This is a genomic window from Mucilaginibacter jinjuensis (genome assembly GCF_028596025.1).
Taxonomy (GTDB): Bacteria; Bacteroidota; Bacteroidia; order Sphingobacteriales; family Sphingobacteriaceae; genus Mucilaginibacter; species Mucilaginibacter jinjuensis.
Map to the genome: position 1 here is coordinate 270,435 of NZ_CP117167.1, position 20,272 is coordinate 290,706.

Sequence of the window (20,272 nt, forward strand, 5' to 3'; positions counted from 1 at the left end):
AAAGCCCTTTAAGATTTTCTTAAGGGGCTTTGCTTTTATATCGAATTCAATAAAAATTACTCTTCTTTAAAGATCTGCTTAACGGCCATTTTACCGCTTTGCTTAATTTTTAAGTTATAAACACCGTTAAGCGGCAAAGCAAAGTTTTTGCTGAAAGTACCGCTTGAAGTTTTCTCGGTCCACAAAGTTTTGCCAGAGTTATCCATAAACTCAACTTCGGCTACAGCTTTGGTTGGCAGGGTAAACATAAACAGGGTTTTACCACTTACAAAATCAGGTACAATTTTAAGATCGCTAATCACCAGGTCGGTTTTATCAACACCGGCAATGCCTTTTAAACGCGGGCCTTTAGGGTCTGATACGCGGAAGCTTACGCCGGTTTCAACACCATCGTTATCAATATTGGTATATTCAAACTCCTGGGTATTGCGACGGCTAAAGTTCTCAATCGGCGGCGCAGGCGGGATCATCAGATTATCATCATTATGGCCATTACCTCTCCGGTCGCGCACAACAATAGCTGTGTCTCTTCTAATTACCCTTCTTACGTGCAGTTGTTTTTCCTGCGGCTGTACCACGTAGCCGTTTGGTGTTTTCACAATATTTAAGTCGGTAGTGCCTAAACCATCGGTTGCTACAACCGGGGCAGCATTGCCGCGTCGCTCAAAACGGTATTCTTTATACTGGCCTTTTCCTTTGCCGGTAATTTTATTCAGGTCGCTCATCGCTTGCTGGCGCTGCTCGGGCGACATATCTTTAATGTTTTTGCCATTAATAACGGTGTCTCCGTTAGCAATGGTTATGTCAATGCTTTTATTGTCCTGCGCCATTACGGCTGCCGGCAAAATAAAGATGGCGGCAATGCCCGCTGCAAAAATAAATTCGAAGCCGGGTCTGGTGGTCAATTTTTTGATATTCATGGGGTATTTTGTTTGAAATGGCTAAATTAATAAACTCCTTAACGTCAAGATATTAAATCTTGGTATCAAAATGTTAAAATTTGTTAAAGGATACCTATATCTACCATTTTGAAATAATTTTGTTTGTTAATGAAGAAAAGAAGCATAGGCATTATTACAGGAGTAATGGGATTTGCGCTGTTGGGTGTAATGGCTATGCAATTGTATTTCTTGCGGCAATCGTACGTAATGCAGTCGCAATTGTTTGACAGGTCGGTTAACGAGGTGTTAAACAACGTGGTTACCAAAGTAGCGCGTATTGATGCCATGAACTTTATTAATGAGAAATATCGTGCGAACGATGAGCAGAACATGCGCCAGAAAAACCTGAGCCTCATTGTAAAAAGCATCCACAAAAGCACGCTCGACCATACACCGGTTATTTCGCCCGATAGTACCAACATTAAAAGAAAAAGAAGCCTTAGGCAGAAAAAGATTGCCCTGCTGCGCGATAGTTTAAAACACATCATCTTAAGAAACCAGCTCGATGATGAAGTATTTAACCTGGCCCAGGAAGGTTCTATCCATTTACGTATTGATGAGTTTACCGACGAGTTTGGCGTAGTGCATCAAAGCATTTCGCCCGAAGTGGTAAACTCTGGTCATAAATCAATCGCCAGAAAGCCGCAGGTGCTCAGAAAATATGATACGCTGAGGTACAAGTACGATGACCCGCAATTTGGCCCGCAGGTGATGATCATCCCACAGATCAACCCGCTTTGGGAGCGCGACCAGATGCGAAAGCAAAAGGAACATCAAATCAGGATGGTAAGGAAAGCCCTGGTTACAGATTCTATCGAGAATGCCAAACAGGGACAAGCCCATCCGCGCCAAAATGTGATACAAAACCTGGCCGAAGAATATGAACGTTTAGGCCAACCACTTAACAAGCGGATTGATTCGGTATGGATCGATTCGGTTCTTCGGCGCGACTTACATAATAAAGGCATTATGCTGCCTTTTAGTTATGAGGTTACAACAGCGCATAATGATTCGCTTATATTTTCGCGGGCGCTTAATGCCAGTGAAAAGCCTTTGCAGTTTTTACCTGCCAATACTTATGAAACAGCCATCTTCGGCAAAGAAGTAATTAATGATCCGGGTAAGATCCGCATCACTTTTCCGGAACGGAATTCGTTTCTGTTAAGCCGGATGACTTATACCATGGCCGCCAGTGGTACATTAATGCTGGTGCTCATTTTGTGTTTTGCTTATACCATTTACACTATTCTGAAACAGAAAAAGATTTCGGAAATGAAGATGGATTTCATTAATAACATGACGCACGAGTTTAAAACGCCGGTATCAACCATCATGATAGCTAGTGAATCGCTGCGTGATTCTGAGATTGCGCAGGATACCAACCGGGTATCCAAACTGGCGGGGATTATTTATGAAGAAAACGCGCGCCTCGGCAGCCACATAGAACGGGTTTTAAATATTGCCCGTATTGAAAAGAACGACTTTAAGCTGGATATAACCTCTGTTGATGTAAACGAAACCATTACTGATGTACTGGATAGTATGGAGTTGAAATTACAGAAATACAATGCCCAAACCATTTTACACCTCGATGCTACCGATGCTATAATTACTGCCGATGAGCTGCATTTTTCTAACGTGCTGTACAATTTGATTGATAATGCATTAAAGTACAGCAAGGATGCACCAAAAATTACCATTAGTACGTTAAACCGTAACGGGCAGGTTGTAATTAAAGTAACCGACGAAGGTATTGGCATGAGCCGCGACCAGCAGAACAAAATATTTGAGCAGTTTTACCGTGTACCTACCGGCAACTTGCACGATGTTAAAGGTTTTGGCTTGGGCTTAAGTTATGTTAATACCATTGTTAAACGCCTTAACGGCACCATTGGCGTACGTTCCGAAAAAGATAAAGGATCGGAGTTTGAATTAAAATTTTCACTGGCCTGATAAAATAACATGAAAAAAATATTACTGGTTGAGGACGATCCAAACCTGGGTTTGCTATTACAAGATTACCTGCAACTGAAAGGCAAGTTTGATGTTATTTTATGCAAGGACGGCGATGAAGGCCTGCGCGCATTCACTAAAGACAGTTATGATTTGTTGATACTGGATGTGATGATGCCTAAAAAAGACGGCTTTACCTTAGGTAAAGAGATCCGCAAAATTAACCAGACGGTGCCTATTATTTTTGCCACAGCCAAAGCCATGATTGAGGATAAAACCCAGGCCTTTAACCTCGGCGGCGATGATTATATTACCAAACCCTTCCGCATAGAAGAACTACTGCTGCGCATTAATGCCCTGCTAAAACGCGTTAACGGCGGCATTGATACCAAAGAAGAAAACAAGCAAGCTCAATTTACTATCGGCAAATACCAGTTTGATTATACCCAGCAAATGATCACTGCCGATGGCAACCAGCAAAAGCTATCTACCAAAGAAGCCGAACTGCTGCGCCTGCTTTGCCTCCACAAAAACGAAGTGCTTACCCGCGAAGAAGCCCTGCTCAACATTTGGCATGATGATAACTATTTTAACGGCCGTAGCATGGATGTTTTCCTGAGCAAGCTCCGCAAGTTTTTAAAAGAAGACCCATCTGTCGAGATCATCAATGTGCATGGCAGAGGGTATAAATTACTGGTGAATTAAAGTTGATTTCGGAGTTCGGATGTTCGATTTCGGATTTGATTTACTCCAATTTGTCAATCTGAATTAAAAAATCCTCGGCCTCTGAAGTTGAAATGGTATGTCTCAATTTTGTCATTGCGAGCGATAGCGTGGCAATCTCGTCGCATGATGGTCGATCTCAGCGCCGTTGTTGGTGTTGTCACCAACAACCTGATGCTATGCAGCTTTCGCGTTAGGGATAGTAGCGGATACCGGCCCTGAGCGTAAGGCCTGCAGGCGTATGAGCGGATAGCCCGGTCCGCCGGTAGGCGGGAACGCCCAAAATAGGATCAAGAAACGAGAGCCAGGAATCAAGACCTTTGTATATTTCAACAGAGCAGAAGATCCTTCGTTGCACTCAGGATGACAATCAGTTATAACTCATCATACGCTATCATTACACATCCTATCTTTCAGGAGCCCAACCCTTTGTAACATTATTGTTAGCAACCCCAATCCGATAATTGACGTTGAATTCGATATGTTTGTTTTGCTAAACAAACTATTGAAACATGAAGAAAAATTTACTTTTAACAACGCTGTTATCAGCTTCGGTTTTTACCGCTGCTTTTGCGCAGGAGGTTGTAGACCAGGCTGTGGTGCAAAAGATCCGCGAGGAAGGATTGAACCACTCGCAGGTAATGAAAACTGCGTTCTATTTAACTGATGTATCAGGGCCGAGATTGTCTGGTTCACCGGGCTTAAAACACGCGCAGGACTGGGCTGTTGGTCAGCTTAAAACCTGGGGCATGGCCAATGTAGGCCTTGAATCATGGGGTAAATTTGGTAAAGGCTGGGAAGTTGAGAAAAACTATGCAGCTATTACCGTACCATATTATCATGCTATTATTGCCATTCCAAAAGCATGGACACCAGGCACAGCAGGGCCAATAAAAGGTGACGTTGTTTTAATTAAAGCCGATACCATTACCGACCTTGACCAATATAAAGGCAAGCTGAAAGGCAAAATTGTAATTACCTATACCAAAACCCCATTAACCCGCAGCACCAAGCCAGACCTGAGCCGCTACACCGACGAAGAGTTGGATAAAATGGCAGCAGCACAACCGGCAGCACCAGGTGGTGGCCGTGGTGGCGCTAACAGCCCTGCATTTGCGGCTATGCGTAAACTACGTGCATTACGTACTGCCATGAGCGAATTTTTTGTACAGGAGCAAGTTGGCTTAGTATTAAGCCAGGCCCGCGGTACAGATGGCACAGTGTTTACCACTAATGGCGCTTCGTATGCCGAAGATGCCAAACCTGTTGCACCAGAGCTGGAAACCAGCGGCGAAGATTACCTGCGCATTGTACGTTTACTGGATGGCGGCATTGCCGTACAAATGGAAGCCGATGTGCAAACCAAATTCTTTGATAAAGACCTTAACGGTTACGATGTTGTAGCCGAAATACCGGGCACTGATAAAAAGCTGAAAGATCAGTTGGTAATTATCGGCGGTCACTTTGATTCATGGCATGGTGGTACCGGCGCAACAGATAATGCAGCCGGCAGCGCTGTGATGATGGAAGCTATGCGTATTTTAAAAACCATTGGTTTTAAACCAAAACGCACGATCCGCATGCTGCTTTGGAGCTCAGAGGAGCAAGGGTTATTTGGCTCGAGAGGTTATGTATTGAACCACTTCGGCGATCCTAAAACCATGCAGTTAAAACCAGAGCAGGCAAAAGTTTCTGCTTACTATAACCTGGATAACGGTACCGGTAAAATTCGTGGTGTATACTTGCAGGGCAACCAGGAAATTGGCCCCATCTTTAAAACATGGTTAGAGCCTTTTAAAGATTTAGGCGCAAGCACGGTAACCATCAGCAATACAGGTGGTACAGATCACCAGTCGTTTGATGCGGTTGGTATCCCGGGTTTCCAGTTTATACAGGAGCCTATGGACTACAACACCCGTACCCACCACAGCAACCAGGATGTTTACGACCGCTTAGTTGAAGACGACCTGAAACAAGCAGCAACCATTGTAGCATCGTTTGTGTACAACACTGCACAACGTGCAGATATGATGCCGCGCAAGGAGTTGCCAAAACCTCCTCCAACACCTGCCAATTAATATCTATTGATACCTTTTACTATGAAAACCCCGGCCATGGCCGGGGTTTTTGTTTTGATAGATTGCCTGATTGCAAAATAAAATGTTTTGACCTAAAAAATTAGTTGTCTTTCAATAAAAGATTTATCTTTAATATAACCTTTTAAATCAAAACAATATGCAAGTAAAAATGCAGCGCCTCATTGCTAAAACTTTGTTTGTAGCAGGCCTTTTCGCTTTACAAATTAGCTATAGTCGGGCTCAAAGCACAACTAAAGACACCTCCAAAATTTATACAACGGTAGAGAAATCGGCTACGTTTCCTGGAGGAGTTAGTGCCTTTGGTAAATATCTGGGCTCAAACATTCGTTACCCCTCTGAAGCCCGCAGTAAAAACATTCAAGGCCGGGTTGTACTTAGCTTTATTGTAGAAACAGACGGAGCTTTAACCGATATAAAAGCCGTTAATAGTGCTGATCCATTACTAAGCAAGGAAGCTGTACGGGTAATGTCGGGTTCGCCGCTTTGGGAGCCAGGTACCCAAAATGGAAACCCGGTTAGGCAGCAATATTATGTACCGGTTTCTTTTACGCTCCCGGCGAAATAAAATAAATAAGGGTACAAAACATATACTAAACCTGTGTCTTGATCTAAAAAGAATAGTCTCCACAAGCGTCTTGTTTGTGGAGACTATTAAAATTGAACGTGAACAACTGCATCGAAAAACCCCAAATAACCAACCAAATGTGGCCTCTTGATTTTCGGGCAGCACAACACCTGCCTAACTACTGCCTTTAAAAGAAAATAAAGCAGCCACGACTTTTGTTATTCACGTTGCTTTTAGTTTTTTAAGGAGTTCATGAAATCGCTACACTAAGTTTGGTTCGTTTCTTTTTGAGAGAATGGCGAAGCCCTCTTGAGCACCTTTAAAAAACAAACACAAATGCGAAAAACAGAAATGAACATCCACTAACGATTCATAATTCACACTACCATTCCTAATGAAAAACGGATTGTGCGTTATTGAAGTCAGCACGTTTCGGTCGGGGATTGCCACGCTATCGCTCGCAATGACGTGTTGGGTTTAAGCAAGTCTTTTCTCCATCATCTTTAATCCGTCCTCCCTTTTTCATCCTATTCATCTATACATAATCCCAATTCAGCGACACATCATTGCCTTTAGGGGCATTCAATAGCCACCTTTAAATTAATCCGGGAAATACAAGTGTTTCCGGGTTAGCTGCGGAAACTATTGATATGTATAAAAACCCTATTGCCGGCAAAAGAAACGCCTTATTATTTATTGTCCTTACAATCAGTTTATTACTCATAAATTCGACTGAAAGCTTAGCGCAATTGTGTACCGGCAGCCTGGGCGACCCGGTGGTTGATATTACTTTCGGCGCGGGTACATCTGTGCACTCCAACACTTTGCCTGTAGGTACAACAAGCTATACTTATAGTAATGCCGATTTCCCCACAGATGGGTCTTATACGATAGAAAATACTACCGCCGGTGCAGGCAATGTATGGTGGTCAACCACAGACCATACCGGCAATACCGGCGGCTATATGATGGTGGTGAACGCCAGCGTATCAAAAACAGATTATTTTTATAAAACTACAGTAAACGGCCTTTGTCCCGGCACTACGTATGAGTTTGCTGCATGGGTAGTTAACCTGTTACGGTCGAGCGATATTAGTCCGCCTAATATTACATTTACCATCTCAACAACGGCCGGTGTGCCATTGGGTAGTTACACTACAGGTACTATCCCCTTAACCCCAAGCGGGCCAACCTGGAAACAATATGGTTTATATTTTAAAACCCCCGACGGTGTTACCGATGTGGTAGTGCAGATGACCAACAACAGTAACGGTGGCGCACCTGCTAATGATTTGGCTTTGGATGATATTACCTTTCGCCCATGCGGCCCTCAGATGATTAGCAGTTTCAGCTCAACAAGTTCGGTTATCACACAATCAACCTGTGCAGGTGGTACGCAAACTTATACATTAACCTCATCAGTTTCGCCCGGTTATGTAAGCCCGGTTTACCAATGGGAAGTGAGCAGCGACAATGGCGTTACCTGGAGCAATTTAACCACGCCCGGCGCAACCACTATCACAACAACTATACCCCAGCCGACTGCTGCCGGTACTTATTTATACCGGTTGGTAAGCTCAGAAGCTGCTAATGCGGGGTCGGTAGCCTGTCAGGTTGCCTCCACACAGTTAAACCTCACGGTAACTGCCGCACCCATTGCGGCGTTTACTTTTGTTAATTCGGGGTGTTTGAGCGATGCAGTGGTGTTTACAGATGCCTCTACCACTTCGGGCAGTACCATCAGCTCCTGGCTATGGGATTTTGGCGACGGGCAAACATCGGCACTGCAAAACCCATCGCATTCTTACACAACAGCAGGAACTTATACCGTTAAATTAACAACAACAGGCAGTGGCTGTCAGAGCTATATTACACATACGGTAACCCTTAATGCTAAACCTGTTGCTGCTTTTACATATTCATCACCGGCGTGTGCTGGCGTAGGGGTAACATTAACGGATAAATCGACCCCAACCGGCACCTTGGCCAAATGGGCATGGGATTATGGCGACGGAACCACCGAAACCCTTACCACCAACACGCCATTTACCCATACTTACACTACTGCAGGTACTTATAAAGTAACCCTACAGGTAACATCTGCCAGTGGTTGTACCAGTGATATAACCCCGCAAAATATTGTAGTGAACCCATTGCCCGTTGTAGATTTTTCGTTGCCCGATGTTTGCTTGTCTGATGCCTTTGCACAATTTACCGATCTGAGCACCATCAGCGATAATACCCAGAGCGATTTTACTTATCTCTGGAATTTTGGTGATGCCAGTGCAACAGTAGCTAACCTCAATACATCAACAGACAAAAACCCGAAGCACAAATATTCGCAGGCGGGCAATTATACGGTTAGTTTAACAGTTACTTCTAAATACGGTTGTGTGGGTGCGGTTAAAACAAAAGCATTCACGGTTAATGGTGCAGTACCGGTAGCAGGCTTCACGGTAGAGAATGTGAACAATTTATGCAGCAGCGATGATGTAATATTCGACAATAACACGAGTGTTGATTTTGGTAACATCACCAAAATTGTAATGTATTACGATTTTGATAGCAATCCCGACGTGTACAGCACCTATACGCTCGATGATAATACCATTACTGCCAAGTTCAACCACAATTATGGCAGCTTCAGCACACCATTAACTAAAACTTACCATGTGCGCATGGAAGCCTATAGCGGCGGTACCTGCTTTGCTATTGCCGATAAAAATATTGTTGTAAATGCCAATCCATCGGTTGTAGTTTCGGCAATAGGCCCATTATGTCAGGAAGATGCACCTGTACAAATAGCAACAAACACACAGGGTTTCACCGGAACAGGCGTTTTTAGCGGCACGGGTATTTCATCATCCGGGTTGTTTAATCCGGCTACAGCCGGGCCGGGTACGTTTACTATCAGCTATTTGTTTACGGCTAATACGGGTTGCTCGTATGCAACATCGCAACAGGTAATTGTTTATCCAACACCTGTAATTTCGGCACCGGCTACCTTAACTGTATTGGAGGGTGGGCAATTAACCATTAACGCTACCACAACCAGCACCGGGCTTACTTATAAGTGGACACCAGCTACTGGTTTAAGCGACCCTACATCATTAACACCTATTGCCAACCCGAGCGATGATACCCAGTACACTTTAACCGCCACCTCTGCTAATGGTTGCGTGGCAGTTGCGCAGACATTTGTATCGGTATTAAAAGCACCTGTAGTGCCCAATACATTTACACCCAACGGCGATGGCATTAATGATACCTGGAATATTAAATATTTAAACAGCTACCCTAATGCCACAGTCGAAATTTTTACCCGATACGGCGAAAAAATATATTCAACAATTGGTTATCCTGTGCCTTGGGATGGTACTTATAAAGGTGCGGCATTGCCGGTTGGTGTTTACTATTACGTCATTAATCCCAAAAACGGGCGCAGCGTTATGTCGGGCAGTTTAACTATTATCAGATAAAATTTAAATCGGGTACTGATACAAATACATTGCACATACACTATTTTTGAAAATATCAACAATACGAATGTTTCGCTCTAAAGCCACCACCTTTTTTATCCATGCTGCCGGATGGCTTATATTTCTGGGCTTCCCGCTATTGTTTATGAACAAAACGCAGGAGGTGCGGGGCAATTCATTCGTTATTATCGCATCGCCGTTTTACTGGCTGTTTTGCTTAACCTATATTTTTATGTTTTACTTAAACGCTTGGTACCTGGTACCACAACTGGTGTTTAAGAAACTATATATCCGTTATGGCTTAATCATTCTGTTGCTTTTAGGCTGTGTTTATTTTCTCCAACCTTTTGATAACCTGCTGGAGAACAATCTGCTCAAAAACTCCAAATTAATTACCTCGCAGGGCATGCCGCTGCACGATAGTTCGATACCCAACATCGGCAGCGACACCGCAACGCCTAATGAGAAAAACCTGCCCTTCGGCCCGCTGCCCCACCAGGATATGCGCATGCAGGACCCGCGGTTTAAGCCATCGAACAAAATCATTTTCATACACCAGTCGGGCAATATCGATATGGTGGGCTTGTTCATCTTTATTATTGTTATCGGTTTAAGTATAGCCATTAGCACCGTACAAAAATGGCAGCTCACTGAGCGCATGGTAGTACGTGCCGAAGCCGAGAAAGCGCATGCCGAGTTATCTTTCTTAAAGGCTCAGATTAACCCACATTTCCTGTTCAACACGCTTAATAATATTTATGCACTTTCTGTTACAGATAGCGAGCATACCTCCGAAAGTATCATGAAGCTCTCGAACATTATGCGTTATGTAACCGATGAGGTGGGCGAAGATTACGTTTTACTGCAAAGCGAAATTGATTGTATTAATGATTACATCGATCTGCAAAAACTTCGCCTCGGTAAAACAACTGATTTGAATTTTACGGTAAACGGACAGATCTTAAACCAAAAAATTGCCCCCCTCGTATTAATGACTTTTATAGAAAATGTGTTTAAATATGGTGTAAGCAAGCACGAAAAATCGGTGATTAATATCAGGCTGGATGTGAGTGCTAAGAAGATCACTTTCTTTTGCCAAAACCCTATTTTCGAGAATGGGGCATCGACCTCAAAACGCAAAGGGATCGGCATATCGAACACCAAACGCCGCTTACAGCATATTTATCCCGGCAAGCATAAGCTGGATATTAATACCCAAAACGGACTGTTTACAGTAACCTTAGAACTTGACGCTTAAAGATATGACGGCCTTAAAATGTGTTGCGATTGATGATGAGCCTCTGGCGCTGGAGATATTGAAAAAGTATATTGCTGAGTTTCCGGAACTACAGTTGCTGCATACTTTCGAGGATGCAGTATCTGGTGCAGAGTTTTTGAAGAAGAACAAGGTTGATATCCTGTTCATCGACATTGATATGCCCGACATTACCGGCGTTGACCTGGTACGTTCGCTGGCCGAAAAACCGATGGTGATATTTACTACAGCCTATAAAAACTTCGCCTTCGAAGGCTTTGAATTACAGGCTTTGGATTATTTGCTGAAACCCATCAGCCTCAAACGCTTCTCCGCATCCATCCACAAAGCGCTCGATTATGCCAAATACAAATCTGCAGAATCGACAGAAGACGAGTCGCTGTACGTGCACTCCGAATACCGCATGATTAAGATCAACCTCAAAGACATCGAGTACATTGAAAGCATGCAGGATTATATCAAGATCTACCTGCTTAATACCGAGAAGCCGATACTCACCCTCATGTCGCTCAAAAGCGTGCTGGAGAAATTGCCGGCCAGCCAGTTCATCCGCATTCACCGTAGTTTTGCGGTGGCTAAAGCACAGATCAAATCTATCCATAATCGTAAGGTAAAACTCAACACCGCCGAACTGCCGGTAGGAAACAACTACTCTGATTTTATCCGCGAGTGGTCTAAATAATTTGCGTTCGTCGGTGAAATCCTGTCATTCAGCGATACACCTGTCCGTTTGCTTCTCATAGTTGCGACTTTAGTTTTAACAATTAAAATCAGCACGTTATGAAATTAGTGAGCGAAAAAAGACGGATATTGGTTTTAGACAAAGACAGCAGGATGCTATCGGTTGTTGATGATATTATGAACTATGGCGATTTCGACATCCATATTATGTACGATGCCAACATGGTGTACGATACTGCCAAGCAAATAAACCCCGATTTGATTATCCTGGATTACCTTTTACTGGATAACGATTGCCAGTTAATTTGCCAGGATTTTAAAAACGACAGCGAGATGGAAGCCATCCCGATCATTGTGGTTACGGCATTTAAAACCCGTAAATCAAAAGCCGATTCTTATAAATGCGATGCCCTGTTTGTGAAACCTTTAGACATGAATGTTTTGGCTTCGCGCATAGATTATTTAATAGCTTCGTAATATTTGCTGAAACATAATTGATCATCTGTACTTTTGGTAATTATATTTACCAAAGCGCACCACCGCCTGCCCATTGCAATGAAAATTAAAAAGAATATAGCTACGAGTGAGAACGGGTTTATCTTTAACCCCGCTACTGGCGATTCATTTTCGGGCAATGCCATAGCTACCGACATTATCGGTGCAATGAAAAACGGCGATAGCGAGGCAGAGATCAAACAAAGTATCCTCAATAAATACGAGGTTACAGCCGGACAATTGAACCGGGATTGGGATGATTGGATAATACAACTAAAAGAAGCTAATTTGCTGGAGTTTGAATAAGATGACAGCAGACAGATACGCCAATTTATGCATCGGTATTACCGGCCTTAATGCCAACGATAATCCGGGCCCGGGTATAGCTGTTATCCGTGCTTTGAAGGCAGGCTTGGGTAACAATATCAGAATTATCGGCCTCTCGTATGAGTCGATGGAGCCGGGTATTTACATGCATGAACTGGTTAACAAAACCTATCAGATTCCCTACCCAACTGCAGGCACAGCCGCTTTACTGGAGCGTATATCCTACATTAACGAGCAGGAAAAGCTGGATCTCATAATCCCCAACTTTGATTCGGAGCTGTATAACTTTATCAGGATCAGTGCGCAGTTACAGCAAATGGGCATCCGTACTTATTTGCCGTCGCATGAGCAACTGGCCTTGAGAGAAAAGGTAAACCTGGGCGATTTCGGCAAGAAGCATGGTTTTAATGTACCTGCCGACCGCAAGCTTTTCCGCATCGATGACCTTAAAAAAGCGAAGGAAGATTTAAACTTTCCGCTGATGATTAAGGGGAAATTTTACGAGGCTTATGTGGCTTATACCATGGATCAGGCCATCAAAGCTTTCCACCAGTTAAGCGCAACATGGGGACATCCGGTAATTGCCCAACAGCACATTAAGGGTACAGAAATAAATATAGCTGCACTGGGCGATGGTAATGGCAATAACATTTCCATTATCCCCATGCGTAAATTATACATAACAGATAAAGGCAAGGCCTGGGCGGGGGTAACTATTGAAGACCCTAAGCTGATTGACCTGGCCAACCAATTTGCCAAAGCCACCAATTGGCGCGGTGGTTACGAGCTGGAAATAATGCGCGATGCCGATGATAATTTATTTATCCTCGAAATTAACCCGCGTTTCCCGGCATGGATTTATTTAACCGCGGCTGCCGGGCAAAACCAGCCGGAGGCTTTAGTAAAGATGGCCTTTGGCGAGATGCCCGAGCCGATGAACGAGTACCAGGTAGGCAAGCTGTTTATCCGCTACTCGTGGGACCATGTGGTTGATATTGTTGACTTTCAGCAGATCTCAGCACGTGGCGAACTTTAATTATTGAATACCAATGCAAAAATTGAAATACGAACGACCCTACATCAAAAAGCTAAACGCCGGGATTATGAACAAATTCGGTACCCGTACCGATGCCCAGGCCTTTACGCATATTGATGGCGTGGCTGTAAAAAGCCTGATAGCGCAATATGGGTCGCCGGTTTTTGTATTGTCAGAGAAACAGATCCGCAGAAATTACCGCTCGGCTTACCGGGCTTTCAGCACGCGTTACCCTAAAGTTCAATTTGCCTGGAGTTATAAAACTAATTACCTCAACGCCGTTTGCAACATCTTTCACCAGGAAGGTAGTTGGGCAGAGGTAGTATCGGGTTTCGAATACCGCAAGGCGATAGGCAATGGTGTACCGGGCAACAAAATCATCTTTAACGGGCCAAATAAGCCGAAGGAAGATCTGTTACTGGCGATAGAGAATGATTCACTGATCCATATCGATCATTTTGAAGAACTGAATTTGCTTATCAGCCTCAGTGAAAATTTAGTGATAAAACCCCGCGTAGCCATCCGCGTAAATATGGATACCGGTGTTTACCCGCTGTGGGACCGCTTTGGTTTTAATTATGAAAACAACGAGGCCTGGACTGCCATCACCAAGATCATCAACTCGGGGAAACTGCAATTAGTTGGCCTGCATTGCCATATCGGCACCTATATGCTATCGACAAACGCTTACGGCATCGCCACCACCAAAATGTGCGAATTGGCCGTGCGCTGCAAAAATCAGCTAAAGCAATCGATAGAATATTTGGATTTGGGCGGCGGCTTCCCATCAACCAATACCTTAAAAGGCGCTTATCTACCAGGAACTGATACTGTACCATCGGCCGATGATTTTGCGGAAGTGATTACTACCACCCTGCTCAACTTCGGCTTCTCGAATGATGATTTGCCGCTACTGATACTGGAAAGCGGTCGCATGTTGATTGATGATGCCGGATACCTACTGGGCAGTGTAGTTGCCAACAAACGCCTGGGCGATGGCAAACGTGCCATGGTGGTTGATTTTGGCGTGAACCTGTTATTTACCTCTTTTTGGTACGAACACCAGATTAGCCCCGCGCAGGATTTTACGCCGCATGTGGAAAATATGACGGTTTACGGTCCGCTTTGTATGAATATTGATGTAATACGCGAGAGTGTTAATCTGCCCTTAATTAACCCCGGCGAATATATGGTAGTACACAAAGTTGGTGCCTACAACATGACGCAGTGGATGCAGTTTATTACCCAACGCCCGGCAGTGGTGCTGATAGATGAACAGCAGCAAACACACGTAATCCGGTCATCAGAAACGCTGAACTATATAGAAGAGCCCGAACATACACCGCCCCATCTCAAATAAATGAAACAAGGCATACCCGGATTTATCAAGGCCATTATTAATACCTACTCGGTGCTGTTTTTTTCGCAGAACAGGGTACTGGGTATTATTTTGCTGTTGGTAACCTTTTTCAATGTCCAGGTTGGTGCATGCGGTTTGGCTTGTGTGATTTTCTCGTTGCTCGTCGTCCGCGCAATGGGTTACCAGCGAGAGAATATTCAATTGGGCATTTATAGTTTTAACGCCTTGTTATTGGGTATAGCATTGGGGACTTTCTACCATGTAAATATTTTGTTTTTTCTATGGCTGGCCGTTGCCTGCTTAATTGTAGTAGTGGCTACCATTATACTAACGGAGCGCTTTAACAAATCGGGCTTACCGGTATTGTCGTTACCTTTTATCATTACGTTTTGGATTGTGTTGCTGGCCGCCAATAGCATTTTTAAAACAGGCTTGCAGCAAAAAAGCAGTTACCTGTTAGAAGAATTGTATAACTGCCCGGGCACACTGGCCGGGTTTCAAGGTTATCTGGTTATTCAGTGTCCTTTTTATCTTAACCTGTTTTTCCGCTCGCTAAGTGCTGTATTGTTTCAGAATAATATGCTGATTGGTATGCTGATGAGCATCGGCTTGTTGATTCATTCGCGCATTACATTTAGCCTGTTAGTAATTGGCTTTGTAGCGTCATGTGCGTTGAATGCCATTACACATACTTATCCCGATGGCATTAGCTACTACCACCTCGGCGCCAACTTTATGATGACTACCGCTGCGGTGGGCGGCTTCTTTATCATTCCATCCTGGCGGTCATACTTGGCTGCTGTTCTATCTATCCCTGTTGTTGTAATTTTGGTGAATGCCTTTACCGGTATCCTCGGCGTTTATTATCTGCCGGTACTATCGCTGCCTTTTTGCTTAATTAATATCACCTTGTTGTATGTATTAAAGCTGCGTAAAAATCCTCGTCAGCTCAATTTAATCAGCATCCAGCATTACTCGCCCGAACGCAATTTGTACCAGTTTTTAAACCATGCCGAAAGGTTAAACGATTTCAAATATTTTCCATTCCATTTACCATTTATGGGCAGCTGGACGGTTTCGCAAGGCTATGATGGAGCCATCACCCATAAAAATGAATGGGGCCAGGCGCTCGATTTTGTAATTGAAGACGAGGACAAAAAAACATATAAACTCCCCGGCACATTGCCTGAACATTATTACTGCTTCAACAAACCCGTTTTGGCCTGCGGCGATGGTGTGGTTGAGAATGTAGTTGACTATATCGAGGATAACGCCATCGGCCAAACCAACGACAAAGAAAACTGGGGCAACACCGTAGTTATTAAACACACCAACGGGCTGTACTCTAAAGTGTCGCACCTCAAAAAACTCTCCATCAAGGTAAGCCCCGGCGATACAGTAAAGCAAGGCCATCTGTTAGGTTTATGCGGCAACTCCGGCCGCTCACCGGAGCCACATTTGCATTTCCAGGCGCAGGCTACACCTTACATCGGTTCTAAAACTTTGGCTTATCCTTTTGCCTATTATGCCACTAATGATAAGCAGGGCGATCCATTCCATAGCTTTACCATTCCGCAGGAAGGTGTTGTTTTAAGTTCGCCCGAGATCAATACCTCCATCAAAAAAGCTTTCGATTTGCAACCGGGCTATATGGCTAAAATAAGCACTGCGAACCGGTCGGAGATTGTGGAGGTTTATACCGATGAATTGAACCAATCTTACATCTACAGTAAAGAAACCGGGGCTTCGGCTTACTTTATTAATAATGGCACTGTATTTTATTTCACCAGTTTTTATGGCGATAAGCATTCCTTGATATACTATTTTTATCTAACTGCGTTTAAAGTAATTTTCAGCAGTAATGAAAGTATTATAGCACACGATGTTTACCCTATACAGCAAACCACTAACAAGGCAAAACTTTGCTTACAGGATTTAATAGCACCATTTTATTGTTTCATCAGGCTCGAATATCAAAGCAGTTATCAGCCTCAAAAAAATGGTGTGGCTATACAATCAAAACAAACAGATAATAGTATCCCGGTGATGGAAGCCACCTTAAATGTTGCCAATAATAGTTTGCAGGGTTTTAACATCCGCTACAACGGAACAACAATTGAAGCACAATGGACTACAGAAAATATGTGATATTGCTGTTTATCGTGCTCTGTGGCTTTCAAAAACTTAAAGCCCAGGATAACGGCTTTATGGTTGCCGATAGTACTTCGGCAGCACTATCAAAAGCAGGCAACTGGCAGGAAATGATTAATTACGGCCATCAAACACTGGCGGCCGGTACCGATTTTCCGGGTTTGAGGCTGCGGATTGCATTTGCCTATTTCATTACCAATAACTACAAAGAGGCCCTGGCCGAATATAACCGGGTATTGCAAAAAGATGCCTACAACCAAACTGCCCGTTACTATGCGTACTACAGCGCCAACTTTTTAAACAACTATCTGCAGGCATCATACAACGCCGGTTACCTGGATAAAGGGACATTAAGAAAAGAAGGCGTATCGCCATTCGGCTTGCTTGACATGGGTGTTGAAAGCGGTGAAAAGTTTGTGAGCAGCAGCAGGCGCGGCAATGGCTTTTATACGCATGGCGGCTTTAGCAATCGACTGGGCTGGCGTTTACAACTGGAGCAATCTGTCATTTATTACAACCAGGATATTATCAATCGGATTGGTTTCGGACCACGATCAGACAGGTACAAGTTATCCGACGATCAGATCGAATACTTTGCCAAGCTGAGTTATATGCTCAATCAAAACTTTACGTTGATTGGCTCGTACCATTATTTAACTACCAAATATAACAGCACTATATATCGCAGTAATTTATGGTTAGCCGGTATTAAATATCAGGGAACCGATGTTGATTTACAGGGCGATGTTAATTTCGGCGATATTATTAAGCAACCTATTACCCAATACAACGCCAAACTAACTTATTACCCATCGGGCAATCTAAATGTGTATACGATAAGCCGCCTGTCCGACAAGTATTTGAAAAGCAAAGATCACTTTATTTTTAACCAGGCCATTGGCTTTAAGATTGTTAAAAATACATGGCTCGAATCGGGCGTAACGTTTGGCAGCCAGGAAGATTACCTTGATTCTGACGGTTTGTATGTTTATAACTCGGTTGATAACACCAAGTTTAAGTTTAATGAAACAGCTTTTTACCAGTTAAACATTCATGCACAATTGCGGTTAATTTATACTTACGAGCAAAAGGCCGATGCCTATTTCCCCATAAACTATAACCAAAATTCGCTTACTTTAGGTTTTTTATGGAAGTTTTAAAAAGACCATTATTTACTGCCCTTGCATTGCTGCTTACCCTGCAATTACAGGCACAAACTAATGCCGTTTTACAAAAAGCGTTTCATAACAGTTATGCCGACGAGACGAATAAAAACTACACAGCCGCCATTAATGATATTTCGCCCTATTATGCTGATAATAACTACGAAATCAACATCAGGCTGGGCTGGCTTAACTACTTAAACCAGAATTATAACGCTTCACAATCGTACTATCAAAAGGCGGTAAACCTTAAACCGGGGTCGATCGAGGCTAAATTTGGCTATGTAAAACCATTGTCTTTTCTAAAAAGCTGGGATAAAGTTTTAGATCAGTACCTATCCATCTTAAAAATAGATCCGCAAAATACGCAGGCCAATTATTGGGCGGGTATTATTTATTACAATCACAAGCAATATGATTCTGCCATTAAATGCTTTAGGGGTGTGATTAACTTATACCCGTTTGACTATGACGGAAATCACATGATTGCCTGGTCGCTTCTATTGTCCGGCAAGAAGGCAGAGGCTCGTCCATACTTCGAAAAAGCCCTCCTGATTAAACCAGGTGACGATTCGAGCGAAGATGGACTCGCCCGCTGTAAGTAACATTTCTCTTTCTGAACTAATTTATTCACACGCTTTTAGTATCTTAAAGCGGGGTAAATTGTTCCATGAACCAGGCATCTGCACAAACACTAAAACGTAGCTTAAAGCCCATTCACTTGTGGGCCATTGCCGTAGGGCTGGTTATATCCGGCGAGTATTTCGGCTGGAATTATGGCTGGGGCGTAGCCGGGACTATTGGCTTTTTAATTGCCACGCTCATCATCACGGTAATGTACGTTACCTTCATTTTCAGCTATACCGAACTCACCACTGCCATACCACATGCAGGCGGCGCCTTTGCCTACAGCTATCGCGCCATGGGGCCGTTTGGCGGGTTAATTGCCGGTTATGCTACCCTTATTGATTTTCTATTGGCCACACCTGCCATTGCCTTTGCGCTTGGTAGTTACCTGCATTTTTTATACCCGGCCATCCCGGTATTGTCTTCGGCATTGTTTTTTAATGTGGTGTTTATCTTCATCAATATTTTAGGAGTGAAGGAATCGGCCACCTTCTCAGTTTTCATCACCATACTGGCGGTGGCCGAACTGCTGTTATTTATGGGCGTTATCGGCCCGCATTTTAAAATGGCCAACTATGTAGCCAACCCAATGCCTTTCGGGTGGACGGGCATCTTTGCCGCCTTGCCTTACGCCGTTTGGTTTTACCTGGCGATAGAAGGCGTTGCCATGGTTGCAGAAGAAGTAAAAGACCCCGAGAAGAATATACCCAAAGGCTATATCTCCGGCCTTGCCACACTTACCTTTCTGGCTTTGGGTGTAATGATCCTCACCGGCGGCATAACCGACTGGCGCAAACTCTCCAACCTTGATTATCCACTGCCCGAAGCCATAGCCGTAGTACTGGGCAAGGGCAACGGGCTCACCAAAATATTTGCCAGCATCGGATTATTCGGACTGATCGCATCTTTCCACGGCACCATCCTCGCTTCATCGCGACAGGTATTTGCTATGGCACGAAGCGGCTATTTACCACGGAGATTGGCCAGGATCAACCACCGTTTTAAAACACCGCACTGGTCGGTAATAGCAGGGGGCTTTGTAAGTTTTGCTGCCTTGTTTACTGGGACAACCAGCCAGGTAATTATCCTCTCTGTACTTGGTGCGGTGGTGATGTATATGATGAGCATGCTTAGCCTGTTTATCCTCCGCAAAAAAGAGCCGGGTTTAAAGCGCACATTTAGCGCTCCGTTTTACCCGGTTTTTCCGGCTTTGGCATTACTTATTTCAGTAATATGTTTGGTGGCTATTATGTACTATAATTTAACGGTTAGCTACATCTTTTTTGCAGGTTTGGCGGTGTCTATTTTGATTTTCATCCTGACAGGTAAACACAAGATCGCCATCAAAGATGATGTACTTTTGGAGCAAGCTGCCGTAATGATTTCAACCGAATAA

16 protein-coding genes are annotated in these 20,272 nt (G+C 43.7%); 15 read left to right on the forward strand and 1 reads right to left on the reverse strand.

Features of this window, described 5'->3' with window-relative positions; genetic code table 11:
- Positions 1-56: 56 nt before the first annotated feature.
- Positions 57-920 carry a T9SS type A sorting domain-containing protein gene (locus tag PQO05_RS01260; protein WP_273630824.1) on the reverse strand — a complete coding sequence of 288 codons (864 nt, stop codon included), beginning with the start codon at positions 918-920 and terminating at the stop codon, positions 57-59.
- 129 nt (positions 921-1,049) lie between these two features.
- Between PQO05_RS01260 and PQO05_RS01265 the strand changes: the two genes are divergently transcribed.
- The 15 genes from PQO05_RS01265 to eat all read left to right on the forward strand — a co-directional run bounded on the left by PQO05_RS01265 (position 1,050) and on the right by eat (position 20,272).
- On the forward strand, positions 1,050-2,894 hold the full coding sequence (locus PQO05_RS01265) for a sensor histidine kinase (RefSeq protein WP_273630825.1): 1,845 nt from the start codon (positions 1,050-1,052) through the stop codon (positions 2,892-2,894).
- A gap of 9 nt (positions 2,895-2,903) precedes the next feature.
- Positions 2,904-3,599, forward strand: coding sequence for a response regulator transcription factor (locus tag PQO05_RS01270; protein ID WP_273630826.1), 696 nt, complete (start codon positions 2,904-2,906; stop codon positions 3,597-3,599).
- 530 nt (positions 3,600-4,129) lie between these two features.
- The gene (locus tag PQO05_RS01275; protein ID WP_273630827.1) at positions 4,130-5,695 is read left to right on the forward strand and encodes a M28 family metallopeptidase; all 1,566 of its coding nucleotides are present in this window, start codon (positions 4,130-4,132) and stop codon (positions 5,693-5,695) included.
- A gap of 157 nt (positions 5,696-5,852) precedes the next feature.
- On the forward strand, positions 5,853-6,281 hold the full coding sequence (locus PQO05_RS01280; protein WP_273630828.1) for an energy transducer TonB: 429 nt from the start codon (positions 5,853-5,855) through the stop codon (positions 6,279-6,281).
- Positions 6,282-6,931: 650 nt separating this feature from the next.
- Positions 6,932-9,760: a PKD domain-containing protein gene (locus PQO05_RS01285; RefSeq protein ID WP_273630829.1), complete on the forward strand. Its 2,829-nt coding sequence runs from the start codon at positions 6,932-6,934 to the stop codon at positions 9,758-9,760.
- Between the two features lie 67 nt (positions 9,761-9,827).
- On the forward strand, positions 9,828-11,018 hold the full coding sequence (locus tag PQO05_RS01290; RefSeq protein WP_273630830.1) for a sensor histidine kinase: 1,191 nt from the start codon (positions 9,828-9,830) through the stop codon (positions 11,016-11,018).
- Between the two features lie 4 nt (positions 11,019-11,022).
- On the forward strand, positions 11,023-11,718 hold the full coding sequence (locus PQO05_RS01295) for a LytR/AlgR family response regulator transcription factor (RefSeq protein ID WP_273630831.1): 696 nt from the start codon (positions 11,023-11,025) through the stop codon (positions 11,716-11,718).
- Positions 11,719-11,816: 98 nt separating this feature from the next.
- Positions 11,817-12,194, forward strand: coding sequence for a response regulator (locus tag PQO05_RS01300; protein WP_174312614.1), 378 nt, complete (start codon positions 11,817-11,819; stop codon positions 12,192-12,194).
- 78 nt (positions 12,195-12,272) lie between these two features.
- On the forward strand, positions 12,273-12,518 hold the full coding sequence (locus PQO05_RS01305; RefSeq protein ID WP_273630832.1) for a PqqD family protein: 246 nt from the start codon (positions 12,273-12,275) through the stop codon (positions 12,516-12,518).
- A 1-nt stretch (position 12,519) separates the two neighbouring features.
- A complete protein-coding gene (locus tag PQO05_RS01310; protein ID WP_273630833.1) occupies positions 12,520-13,575 on the forward strand; it encodes an ATP-grasp domain-containing protein in 1,056 nt (351 codons plus the stop codon).
- Positions 13,576-13,588: 13 nt separating this feature from the next.
- Entirely contained in the window at positions 13,589-14,935 is a 1,347-nt protein-coding gene (locus PQO05_RS01315; RefSeq protein ID WP_273630834.1) for a type III PLP-dependent enzyme domain-containing protein, read from the forward strand.
- A complete protein-coding gene (locus tag PQO05_RS01320) occupies positions 14,936-17,083 on the forward strand; it encodes an urea transporter (RefSeq protein ID WP_273630835.1) in 2,148 nt (715 codons plus the stop codon).
- On the forward strand, positions 17,062-18,246 hold the full coding sequence (locus PQO05_RS01325; RefSeq protein ID WP_273630836.1) for a tetratricopeptide repeat protein: 1,185 nt from the start codon (positions 17,062-17,064) through the stop codon (positions 18,244-18,246). Before PQO05_RS01320 ends, PQO05_RS01325 begins: the two co-directional genes overlap by 22 nt.
- Positions 18,234-18,854, forward strand: coding sequence for a tetratricopeptide repeat protein (locus tag PQO05_RS01330; protein WP_273630837.1), 621 nt, complete (start codon positions 18,234-18,236; stop codon positions 18,852-18,854). The genes PQO05_RS01325 and PQO05_RS01330 overlap by 13 nt, the downstream gene beginning before the upstream one ends.
- A 65-nt stretch (positions 18,855-18,919) precedes the next feature.
- Entirely contained in the window at positions 18,920-20,272 is a 1,353-nt protein-coding gene (gene eat, locus PQO05_RS01335; RefSeq protein ID WP_273630838.1) for an ethanolamine permease, read from the forward strand.